The 10549-nt window shown below is 42.1% G+C and carries 11 protein-coding genes; 8 read left to right on the top strand and 3 right to left on the bottom strand.

Annotation, left to right across the window (positions count from 1 at the left end; genetic code table 11):
* Positions 1-31 precede the first annotated feature (31 nt).
* The gene (locus ACTJJD_RS17780; RefSeq protein ID WP_039168372.1) at positions 32-871 is read right to left on the bottom strand and encodes an aldo/keto reductase; all 840 of its coding nucleotides are present in this window, start codon (positions 869-871) and stop codon (positions 32-34) included.
* Between the two features lie 13 nt (positions 872-884).
* The gene (locus tag ACTJJD_RS17785; protein ID WP_440608711.1) at positions 885-2072 is read right to left on the bottom strand and encodes an MFS transporter; all 1188 of its coding nucleotides are present in this window, start codon (positions 2070-2072) and stop codon (positions 885-887) included.
* A 154-nt stretch (positions 2073-2226) separates the two neighbouring features.
* Here ACTJJD_RS17785 and ACTJJD_RS17790 point away from each other — a divergent pair, with 154 nt between their 5' ends.
* A complete protein-coding gene (locus ACTJJD_RS17790) occupies positions 2227-2598 on the top strand; it encodes a winged helix-turn-helix transcriptional regulator (protein WP_008343017.1) in 372 nt (123 codons plus the stop codon).
* Between the two features lie 35 nt (positions 2599-2633).
* Here ACTJJD_RS17790 and ACTJJD_RS17795 read toward each other — a convergent pair whose 3' ends face one another.
* Positions 2634-4934 carry a helix-turn-helix domain-containing protein gene (locus tag ACTJJD_RS17795; RefSeq protein WP_440608712.1) on the bottom strand — a complete coding sequence of 767 codons (2301 nt, stop codon included), beginning with the start codon at positions 4932-4934 and terminating at the stop codon, positions 2634-2636.
* Positions 4935-5165: 231 nt separating this feature from the next.
* Between ACTJJD_RS17795 and ACTJJD_RS17800 the strand changes: the two genes are divergently transcribed.
* The 7 genes from ACTJJD_RS17800 to ACTJJD_RS17830 all read left to right on the top strand — a co-directional run bounded on the left by ACTJJD_RS17800 (position 5166) and on the right by ACTJJD_RS17830 (position 10449).
* Positions 5166-6131, top strand: coding sequence for an ABC transporter permease (locus tag ACTJJD_RS17800; RefSeq protein WP_008343019.1), 966 nt, complete (start codon positions 5166-5168; stop codon positions 6129-6131).
* Positions 6132-6149: 18 nt separating this feature from the next.
* Positions 6150-7262 carry a glycoside hydrolase family 88/105 protein gene (locus tag ACTJJD_RS17805; protein ID WP_440608713.1) on the top strand — a complete coding sequence of 371 codons (1113 nt, stop codon included), beginning with the start codon at positions 6150-6152 and terminating at the stop codon, positions 7260-7262.
* Complete coding sequence (locus ACTJJD_RS17810; protein ID WP_440608714.1) at positions 7259-7783, top strand: lipoprotein YteS; 525 nt, start codon at positions 7259-7261, stop codon at positions 7781-7783. Before ACTJJD_RS17805 ends, ACTJJD_RS17810 begins: the two co-directional genes overlap by 4 nt.
* An 18-nt stretch (positions 7784-7801) precedes the next feature.
* A complete protein-coding gene (locus ACTJJD_RS17815) occupies positions 7802-9091 on the top strand; it encodes a Gfo/Idh/MocA family protein (protein WP_440608715.1) in 1290 nt (429 codons plus the stop codon).
* 24 nt (positions 9092-9115) lie between these two features.
* Positions 9116-9799 carry a YesL family protein gene (locus ACTJJD_RS17820; protein WP_046344254.1) on the top strand — a complete coding sequence of 228 codons (684 nt, stop codon included), beginning with the start codon at positions 9116-9118 and terminating at the stop codon, positions 9797-9799.
* 54 nt (positions 9800-9853) lie between these two features.
* The gene (locus tag ACTJJD_RS17825) at positions 9854-10165 is read left to right on the top strand and encodes a rhodanese-like domain-containing protein (protein ID WP_057079186.1); all 312 of its coding nucleotides are present in this window, start codon (positions 9854-9856) and stop codon (positions 10163-10165) included.
* Positions 10166-10266: 101 nt separating this feature from the next.
* Entirely contained in the window at positions 10267-10449 is a 183-nt protein-coding gene (locus tag ACTJJD_RS17830) for a sporulation protein Cse60 (protein WP_003217582.1), read from the top strand.
* Positions 10450-10549: the final 100 nt, after the last annotated feature.

Below are 10549 nucleotides of genomic sequence, written 5' to 3' on the forward strand. Positions count from 1 at the left end.
CCCCGCTTAGTAAAAAGCGGGGGTGTTTTCATTAAAAGTCGAAGTTGTCTGGATCAGGACCAATTCGTTTATTTTCATTTAAGGCAGACAGGCGCTTCATATCCTCATCAGATAGGACAAAATCGAAAATATCGGCATTTTCTTTTAAACGATGGGCTTTCGTTGATTTAGGAATCGTAATGACGCCTTTTTGCACATCCCAGCGCAAAATAATTTGAGCAGGTGTTTTGCTGTATGTGCCCGCAAGCTCCGTGATCAGCGGGTGATGCAGCAGCTCTCCCTGCATAAGTGGTGACCAGGCTTCCATTTGGATGCCATGTGTTTTCAAATACGTAAACAGCGTTTCCTGCGTGAGTTTTGGATGAAACTCGACTTGATTAATCGCTGGAATGATGTCCGCATCTTTCAATAATTCATCTAGATGATGCGGTTGGAAGTTACTCACACCGATGGCTCTAACTTTTCCTTCACGGTACAGCGTTTCAAGCGCGCGCCATGCTTCCTTGTATTTCCCTTCAACTGGCCAGTGAATTAAATACAGATCAAGGTAATCAAGCTGAAGTTTTTTCAGGCTGTCTTCGTATGCTTTTAGTGTGGCTTCATATCCTAAATCGGCATTCCACACTTTGGATGTCACAAAGATGTCTTCGCGGCGAAGGCCTGTTTCTGCTAGACCAAGTTGTATGCCTCGTCCAACGCCTTCTTCATTGCCGTAAATAGAAGCTGTATCAATACTGCGATATCCTAATTGAATGGCTGTTTTAACAGCTTCAATTAATTCCGTTCCCTCTTCAACCTGAAAGACCCCAAGACCAAATCCTGGCATGCGGACGCCGTTGTTTAATGTTTTTGTACTTTGTAAATCGTTCATATGAAAGACTCCTTTACATGGTTTGTTTGTATTCTTTTTGTTCGATTTGATGACTCACCATCGTGAGTATGGCCGCCATGAGCACCATGATGCCGCCAACCCAGCCGGTATGCACAAGCCCAAGGGTATCTGTCACGATGCCGCCTAAAAATGAACCAATGGCGATACCTGCATTAAAGGCAGCGATATTCAGAGCGGAAGCAACATCGACAGCTCCGGGTGTATACCTTTCCGCAAAATCAACGACGGCAACTTGAAGGCCGGGTACGTTCATGAAAGCAAACAGTCCCATCAGCATTACAGTTCCAATCCCGAGTGCCATAAATCCAGCAGTAAAGCTAAGGATAAACAAGATGAGACTTTGAATGATAAACATATAAATCAGTGCTTTCATTGGCTGTTTATTCGCTGCTTTTCCGCCAATGACATTCCCAGCGGCGATGGTAATCCCGTATAACAGCAGGATCAAGGCAACTGTTCCAGGCGCAAGACCTGTCACATGCTGTAAGAGAGGGGATAAATAGGTGAAGACGACAAAAGTTCCTCCATACCCTGTAGCAGTAATGACAAATAAAAGCAACATTCTTTTCGACTTTAATAAGGCTGCTTGATCCTTAAACGTTGTTTTCACGCCCTGTTTCAATTGAGACGGAACAAGGAAATAGTTAGAAATCAGTGCGATTAGGCCAATCATGACAATCACACCAAATGACGTCCGCCAGCCGAGCTCATGACCAAGAAACGTACCGAATGGCACACCGGTCACAGTAGCGACTGTTAAACCAGTGAACATAAAGGCAATAGCGCTTGCCCGCTTTTCTTTCACCACAAGGCTTGCGGCAATGGTCGAGCCAATCGACATAAATACGCCATGTGATAGGGCTGAAATCACTCGTCCGATTAAGAGCACAGAAAAAGTCGGGGCAATCGTGGCGAGTGTATTTCCGATCAAAAAGACGAGCATAATGAGCAAAAGCAATGTCTTTTTTTTCATCGTTGACGTAAGTGAGGTTGGAATTGGCGCGCCAAAGGTAACACCGAGCGCATATAAAGAAACGGTCCAGCCGGCCTGGCTGACACTCACGCCAAAGTCTTCTGAGATCATCGGCAGAAGACCTACAGAGATAAATTCAGTTGTACCTATAGCAAATGCACTAATCGCTAGTGCGAGAAGGGCAAAGTGATTTTGTTTGTTTTGCATCGTGATTCACATCCTTCTTTCATGACATTTTAATAGACGAAGCCGATCGGCAAGAGTTATTATCTAACATAGATGACAGAAAAAAAAGTACGTACTTTTTTGTAATATAGGTACTAAAAAGTGCCTGTACAGCATCAAAAGGAGTGAAGCGACGTTGGAAAAGAAGAAATATAATATCTCTGTGGAAGCAACGCTTGAAGTGATCGGCGGGAAATGGAAGTGTGTCATCTTATGTCATTTAACACATGGGAAAAAGCGGACGAGTGAACTGAAGCGCCTCATGCCAAATATCACGCAAAAAATGCTCACACAGCAGCTGAGAGAGCTTGAAAATGATGGTGTGATTAACCGCATTGTATATGAACAAGTGCCGCCCAAAGTGGAATATGAATTAAGTGAATACGGACAGTCACTTGAGCGAATTTTGAATGCGTTATGTGATTGGGGGGCAGCCCATATTGAACGAGTGTATGGCGAGCCGCTTTCAGTGCTGGAAGACAGTATCCTAAATGAACAGTTTAAATAAAAAAGTCCCGCTTCTTGTGAGAGCGGGACTTTGCTTTATGTGCCTTTTTTCTGATCACGGTATTTTCCAGGCGTCGTGCCTTCCAGCTTTTTAAAGGAGCGGATGAAATTTTGCGGATTTTTGTATTTTAGCTTTTCCGAAATTTCTTTCACCGACATATCCGTTTCCACCAACCAGTTTTTGGCGACATGATGTCTGTAAGACGAGAGATATTCACTAAAGGAGATATCCATTTCTTTTCTAAAAATACTGCTTAAATAATTTGGGTTATAGTGCAGGCGTGTAGCGATTTCGTCCAATGTCAGATCTGAGTCAAATTCTTGATGAATGATATGAATGATTTTCTCTGAGATATTTTTATATTGAGAGTCTTCACGCGCGCCGAGCTGATCAATGATGGGTCGAATGATCTCATGTTTCAGCCACGCTTCTGTATCTTCAAACGTTTTAAACTCAAAGATCGTATCATAGAGCATTTTATTATCTTCGATTTCAAACAATTCAATGCCGAGCAAATGCATCAGCTCGATGAGATTGTTTAAAAAACGAGCGAGAGCAATCTGGTACTCATGTGGTCCAGCATTTTTAGAAAAAATGGATTGCAGAAGCACATGTAAATAGTGATCTGCCTTGCCTTGATCGCCTGCTTTAATGGCATCAAATAAATCATGCTGCAGCTGTTTTGGGAAATGAGTCTTAAACGTCTTTCCTTGCTGAATGTGCTCGTATAAAAGAATGGATTTTTTCTCTGCTTTGAGCCTGTATTTTAAGGCTTCTTTTCCCTCAATATAAGCATGTTTGGCCATAGAGAGCTCTTTAAATGAGCGACTGATCCCAATGCTGATCGACAAGCCCAGCTCTTCCTCAATTCGCTGCTGAATTGTTTCGGCTAATTGATTTAAATATTCAGTAAATTCCTCTTCTGACTTCGATTGATTGAGAACAATCGTCGTTTGATGCTGATTGACAACGGTCGGCTGAAGGTGCTCATCTAGCGGAATAATCTGCTCGATCAGTCCATTTATCGCAAATAAAAGCAAGTCTGCATCCTTTTTTTCATACGGCGTTCCTTTTAGTGTATCGATTTGGGTCACAAGCATGGACAAATGGGACCAGTCACGAGGAAAGCCTAGACTTTGAAATCGGTTGTGAATCTCTTCTTCCGTCAGCTTGCCAAGCAGCAGCCGCACCATAAAGTATTGCTGTAAGTGTGTCACTTGCTGCTCAATCCGTTCCTCTAGATCATTGTTTTGATCTTTCATTTGTTTAATGCTCGATTCGATGAGCTCAAATTCATTTTGGAAAGGCTGTTTATGCAAAAACGACTCATTACGTGCAAAGGATTCGTATAATAAGCGAATCGGTTTATAAAAGTGTCTAGAGCCAAACCATGAAAATAACAATGAAAGCGCTAACAAAATAAAGCAAATAATAAAGGTGATCCACCCGATTGATTTCGTTTGCTGCTTTAGTTCTGGAATGGAGACAAAGGATAAGTATGTCCATTCGTTATAATCTGATTTTTGAAACGTAATTTGATAGTTTAGTTCATCGATTTTCATATCAAATTGTCCGGATCGTTCTTCAAGTGACAGGACATGTTTGACGAAATCTTGATTTTTTAACGAGTCACCAATTTGTTCTTTTCGATTATGTAGCAGCACTTTTCCGTTTGTATCAATGACAAACATACTATCAGATTGAGAGAAGTCAGGCATGTTGTCAGCAATCACGCAGCTTGGAATGCTGGCGACGGCGATCCCCTTTTTTTGGACACTATTCATCGGAAGCTGCTTGATTAAATTCACATTGTATTTGCAAAAGGATGTCTTTCCTTCTTTTGTTGAGACAAGTGGATTATTTTCTTCAAGTGCCCAGCTGGAATGACTCGGAATATTGAGGTAAGAGGTTAACGCTTTCTCTTGATCCCCGTTTGAGACATGATAAAGACCAGAATTGTTCATATACCAATCTTCCATTTTACTAACAAGTGTAATATTGGAGAGATCGGTGTCGAAGGTTTGCAGGTAATTCAGTTCTTGCTGGACTTGATTATAAAGTTGGAATTGGTCTGGATTTAAAGGTTCTGCCAGTGTTTGAAGGAGAGGCGGCGAACTGACATAGTGAGTGAGAGAATGATCTACTGTCTTTAGAATATGCTCAATATTGGATTGCGTTTGTTTGACGCTGTCCAGCTTTTCATTTGAAATATTTTCGAGTGCAGTTTTTTGCGAATGCTGATAAGAAAAAATACCGACAATAATAACAGGAATCGTACTAAGCACGAAAAAAAACGTCACCAGCTTGTAATAAAATTTATATTGCTTTCTTTTCATAAAACCCCCCATTTCAAACGAAACAATCTTTTCCCCTTAGTTTATTAATCCAAAAATCTGGTAGGTTTGTCAATAATCATTTTCTGAGATTAGGATCATTTTCTTATGTTTTATGTAACGTTTTGAGTAGCTTCCCCTGAGTAAATATGATCTGATGATATGATTGTAGACGGATTTTTCATCCTTAAGATACAGTTAACACATGCATCAGCATGAGGGGAGGCTTTATCTGTGAAAACACAGGATGTCACTGCCAAGGGTGTGCCTGCGGCAGCTTTGAAAAAAGAAAAGAGAAAGCGCTTACTTAATCAATTACTTAGTCAAAAATTTCTGTATTTAATGATTTTGCCAGGGCTCCTTTATTTTCTTGTCTTTAAATATGTCCCTATGTGGGGGCTGATCATTGCCTTTCAAGATTACCAGCCGTTTCTCGGAATTCTTGGCAGTGAGTGGGTTGGCTTCAAACACTTTATTCGCTTATTTACAGAACCAACATTTTTCATCTTATTAAAAAATACGCTCATTTTATTTGCCATGAATGTCGTGATTTTCTTTCCGATTCCGATCTTATTAGCCCTTCTTTTAAACGAGGTCAGATTGGCACTGTTTAAGAAATTTGTTCAGACAATGATTTATATTCCTCACTTCATGTCATGGGTGATTGTCGTGTCCTTATCTTTTGTTTTGTTAACGGTAGATGGCGGGTTGATCAATGAATTGATTGCTTTCTTTGGAGGAGAAAAGATTAACTTCCTTCTTAGTCAAGAATGGTTTAGACCCATGTACATTTTGCAGGTAATCTGGAGAGAAGCGGGTTGGTCAACCATTATTTATCTTGCAGCGATTACAGCAGTAGATCCGCAGCTATATGAAGCAGCAAAAATGGATGGAGCCGGTAGACTTAGACAAATGTGGCACATCACCCTTCCTGCGATTAAAAGTGTCATTGTTGTACTGCTCATTTTAAAAATCGGTGATACGTTAGAGCTTGGATTTGAACATGTCTATTTATTACTCAATGCGACCAACAGGGAAGTTGCAGAGATTTTTGATACGTATGTGTATACAGCTGGTCTGAAGCAAGGACAATTCAGCTATAGTACCGCTGTTGGTTTATTTAAAGCAGCCGTTGGACTTATTTTGGTCATGATGGCGAACCGTTTAGCGAAGAAGTTTGGAGAAGAAGGGATTTATTAAAAGGGGAGATGAAGACCAATGACATTATCGATTGAAAAGGGATCACCGCTTGAGCATGCAGAGAAATTAGCACAAACAATAATGAAAGCGCATACACCGATTGAACTTCCGCCAGCTGGAAGGTGGCACTATCATCAAGGGGTTTTCCTTTGCGGAGTGATGAAGCTTTACGAAGCAACAGAAAACGAGGCGTACTTTGATTATGTGAAAAATTATGCAGACTCACTCATTGATGACCATGGGAATCTGTTATTCCGAAGAGACGAGCTTGATGCCATTCAAGCAGGGCTCATTTTATTCCCGCTGATTGAAAGAACGGGAGAGAAGCGGTATGTGAAGGCAGCAGAAAAGCTTCGGGGGCTTTACCGGACGCTGAATCGGACGTCTGAGGGTGGTTTCTGGCATAAAGACAATTATGCCTATCAAATGTGGCTAGATGGTCTTTATATGGGTGGACCTTTTGCTTTAAAGTATGCCCAGTTGACAGGAGAATCGGAGCTGGTGGACATGGTCATCCATCAAGAGCATCTCATGAGAAAGCATACCAAAGATGAAAAAACGGGCCTTTACTATCACGCATGGGATGAACGGAAAGTGATGCCATGGGCTGATCAACAGACGGGCTGTTCCCCAGAATTTTGGGCAAGGTCCTTTGGCTGGTATGTCCTTGCGTTAGCCGATATGATCGAAGATTTACCAGAAGGACATGAAGGACGAAAAGTGTGGAAGGACACACTGACAGATATGCTGGAAAGTGTGGCAAAATATCAGGACGACGAAACGGGTCTATGGCATCAGATCCTTGATAAAGGAAGTCATAGCGACAACTGGCTTGAAAGCTCAGGGTCATGTCTATTCATATATGCGATGGCAAAAGCCATGAATGAAGGATATGTCAGTCTTCGATATGTTGATCATGTGGTCAAAGCGTATCAAGGGTTGATTCAGTATAAAACGGAGGAAAAAGACAACGGCGATTTTACAGTGAACGATATTTGTATTGGAACATCTGCGGGATTTTATGACTATTACGTTGGCAGAGAGCGTAGCACGAATGATTTGCATGGAGCAGGCGCTTTTATTATGGCGTTAACTGAACTAGAAAAGCTGTCTGTGTTTCAAAAGGTATGAGGCGGCATCAAAGGGCTGTGGCATGGCTCTTAAGCTTCATCGCTGCCTTTTATTTGTCCGCCTGTCAGGGGAAAACAGAGGGGATTGATGTCCTTATTTTTTCTGACATGTCAAAAGCAATGAAAGATCAATTAGTGGAGAAAGCTTTTCAACCAAATCAGGAGACATACGACGTTCACATCTTCCCTGCAATTCCTGAAAAACTTCTTGTTGAAATTACTGCAAAAGAGGGGGACGTGATGTTTGTCCCGGAAGAAATGTTTAGAACATATGATGACCCTGAAAGCTTTCAGCTGCTTGAAGAGATGCGGGTAGATGGCGAAGGGGTAGGACCATATACGGTAGAAGATGCAAAGACGGGAAATACAGTCGATTATGCGGTCCAAATCAAGAAAGGAACGAAGCAGCTAAATGGCTATACCTTTCGATTACACCGAGATATGGTCGCCTTCATACCTGTGTATGCGGAGAAATCTAAAGAGGCACTGTCTCTCATGAAGCAGCTTCGTGAAAACCAATAGAAAAAGGGGTGGGGGAATGTGAAAAGGGTCGCCGTTTGCGGGCTCAGTCACCGTGCTTTCAATATGTTTATCAAACCGCTCACCGAGGATTTCAACGAGCATTACAGGATTACAGGGCTCCTAGATGTAGATGAGAAGCGGTATACACTTTGTCAGGAGCGTTTTCCATCACTAAGGGGCGTCTCATTTTTTCATGAGGATGCATTTGGTCAGATGGTGAAGGAAGCAAGACCAGAAATCGTCATTGTGGCGGGGCGAGATGATACACATGTCACATATATCCTGCAGGCACTGGATCATGATCTGGATGTCATAACGGAAAAGCCGATGGTCACAACAGCAAAAGACGCCAAACAGGTGATGGAAAAAGAGGCAGAAAGCAAAGGAAAGGTCACCGTCACCTTTAATTATCGCTACAATCCATTCCACCGAAAGATAAAAGAGCTCATTTTAGATGGAAAGATTGGAAGGGTCACGTCTGTTGAGTTAAGCTGGCTCATTGATACGTATCATGGAGCGAGTTATTTTAAAAGGTGGAACCGCTCGCGTCAATATTCTGGCGGTCTGTCTATTCATAAATCGACCCATCACTTTGACTTGGTCAACTGGTGGATTGATCAAAAGCCGAAGCAAGTATTTGCCTATGGCGCACTGAATTATTATGGGGATGAAAGTCCTTGGAATCCTTTGCAGGGTGAAGAGAATCGATATTGTGGAACCTGTCATGTAAGAGATACCTGTCATTATGAAGCAAGGTGGAATCCGCGGGTAGAGCGTTCAAAGGTGGAGGATGACCATATTGAATCAGGTGAGCAGCAGTCAAAGCAATACTCGAATTATCGCCCGGATGCCTGTATTTTTGATCAAGAAATTGATATTGAGGATACATACGTGGCGTCAGTGGCTTATGATCAGGGAGCTTTGTTAAGTTACTCGATTCAATTTTCAGCGCCATATGAAGGCTACCGGCTTGCGATTAACGGGACGAAGGGACGGATTGAAACAAATGAGTTTCATGTGCCATCGAGAATCCCTTTTCAATTCCCTGAACAGACAATTGCATACTACCCGATGTTTGGTGGAAAAGAAACGATTGAAGTTGTGAAGCAATCAGGTGGTCATGGAGGCGGAGATCCGCTATTATTAGCAGACTTATTTTTAGGAAAAGATCCGCTCATTCCTTATGACATTTCAGCAGGAGCAGAGGCGGGTGCTTATTCCATTGCACTTGGCGAAGGCATGTGGCGCTCAGTTGCAGAAAAACGCCCGATTGAAATAGAAGAATTGTTTCAAAAAGAGACGGTGTAACGAGTAAGAGAGGAGGGAAGAGAGATGGATCATGATGGATCAATGAGCAGAATGCTGCGCATGTGTGAGTGGGTGATGAGACTCGCCTATACGAATTTGTTATGGCTTTTGTTCACTTTACTTGGGCTTGGAATCTTTGGCTTTATGCCTGCAACAACAGCGTTATTTTCTGTGATGAGAAAGTGGATACAAGGGCATGAGCAAATGAGCGTCTTTCAAACCTTTTGGAAGGTATACCGCGAAGAATTTGTACGCTCTAATGTCATTGGAGTGGTGCTGGTCATCATCGGGACGATTATTTATGTAGACCTTGCTTATATTTATCCAACGAGTTGGTTTTTACACGTGCTTCGCTTTGCGATCTATATCTTTGGTTTTCTGTTTATTGTCAGCCTGTTTTATATCTTTCCGCTGCTGGCTCATTATGATTGGAAAAAGCGTCTTTATTTGAAATTTTCCCTTCTGCTTGGCATCTCGTATTTGCAATATACGCTCTCTATGCTCGTTTTCTCTGCTGTTCTCTTTATCCTATTTGCTTATTTGCCAGGGATCGTGCCGTTTTTTAGCATCAGCATTCTCGCATATGGCCACATGTGGCTAGCCTATCAAGTGTTTAAAAAGATAGAGTTTGAAAGCGAGCAGCCGGCAGTTGATGTGAAGAAACGATTCCCGTCTTTCCTTCAATCCAAGCGGGTGAATACGCAGTGATGTGTATGATTTGCTATAATGGTGTCACCGTGATTAAAAGGAGAGATGAGAGTCGTGTCAGTAAAAGAAATTTCAATAGAAGAATTAAAGCAAAAACTAGCGCAAGAAGAAGCCATTCAGCTCGTCGATGTGCGTGAGGATGAAGAGGTAGCAGAAGGCATGATTCCAGAGGCAGTCCATATTCGAATGGGGGATATTCCTGAGAAGCTAGATGCGTTTGATAAGTCGCAAGAGTATTATATTATTTGCCGTTCTGGTAAACGCAGTGAGAATGTCTGCTATTTCTTAGAAGACCAAGGCTATCAAGCAACCAATGTCGTTGGCGGCATGCTTGCATGGACAGGAGAAACAAAACCGAAGCTGTAAAAAGGAGTCCTTTCATCGACAAGATGGAAGGCTTTTTTTGTTCATATGTCCGTCTTTATTTGCATAAAAATAGAGTAGCAAGAGAAGGGAGAGTGGCATATGTGCTGAAGGTAGCTGTATTTGATGAAGAACACGAGAAAGATTTGCAAAGCGAAATCAATCTTTTTTTAAAAGGAATGGACGACGACCAAATTATTGACATCAAATACAATGTGGCGGTGATCTGTGAGCAAGGAGGAGAGCAGCTCTACTGTTTTTCAGCGCTCATTTTATATAAAAAATAAAAGGATCTGCTGAAGGGTCCTATCAGCGTGTAGACAAACCCTCGCATTCTTTGTCAGTCCTGCGTGCTGGTGCTCACGAATGTGAAATTCGCTCCGCGCC

The organism is Bacillus sp. 22446, assembly GCF_052044955.1.
Taxonomy (GTDB): Bacteria; Bacillota; Bacilli; order Bacillales; family Bacillaceae; genus Bacillus; species Bacillus altitudinis.

Excerpts from the sequence above, each read along its gene's own strand:
- ACTJJD_RS17810 (WP_440608714.1), top strand. The coding sequence starts at position 7,259 with ATGAGGCGGCATCAAAGGGCTGTGGCATGGCTCTTAAGCTTCATCGCT.
- ACTJJD_RS17785 (WP_440608711.1), bottom strand. The coding sequence starts at position 2,072 with ATGCAAAACAAACAAAATCACTTTGCCCTTCTCGCACTAGCGATTAGT.
- ACTJJD_RS17780 (WP_039168372.1), bottom strand. The coding sequence starts at position 871 with ATGAACGATTTACAAAGTACAAAAACATTAAACAACGGCGTCCGCATG.
- ACTJJD_RS17795 (WP_440608712.1), bottom strand. The coding sequence starts at position 4,934 with ATGAAAAGAAAGCAATATAAATTTTATTACAAGCTGGTGACGTTTTTT.
- ACTJJD_RS17820 (WP_046344254.1), top strand. The coding sequence starts at position 9,116 with ATGGATCATGATGGATCAATGAGCAGAATGCTGCGCATGTGTGAGTGG.
- ACTJJD_RS17805 (WP_440608713.1), top strand. The coding sequence starts at position 6,150 with ATGACATTATCGATTGAAAAGGGATCACCGCTTGAGCATGCAGAGAAA.